The organism is Peribacillus muralis, from assembly GCF_001439925.1.
In the GTDB taxonomy this organism is placed as follows: domain Bacteria; phylum Bacillota; class Bacilli; order Bacillales; family DSM-1321; genus Peribacillus; species Peribacillus muralis.
In genome coordinates, this window is record NZ_LMBV01000073.1 from 1 (window position 1) to 244 (window position 244).

The 244-nt window shown below is 43.4% G+C and carries 1 tRNA gene; it reads right to left on the bottom strand.

The window, feature by feature from the left end:
- Positions 1 to 71 precede the first annotated feature (71 nt).
- Positions 72 to 145: transfer RNA gene (locus tag ASU00_RS24130), tRNA-Gly, on the bottom strand.
- Positions 146 to 244 lie beyond the last annotated feature (99 nt).

Sequence of the window (244 nt, forward strand, 5' to 3'; positions counted from 1 at the left end):
TTTTAATAGTGTGTGCTCACTTAAAATTTAACGTTGGCGCTTTGTTTTGTTCAGTTTTCAAAGAGCAATAATGGAGCGGGTGAAGAGAATCGAACTCTCATCATCAGCTTGGAAGGCTGAGGTTTTACCACTAAACTACACCCGCATTTAATTTTTCTAAAGTATCCGAGAAAGGATGGTCGGGAAGACAGGATTCGAACCTGCGACCCCTTGGTCCCAAACCAAGTGCTCTACCAAGCTGAGC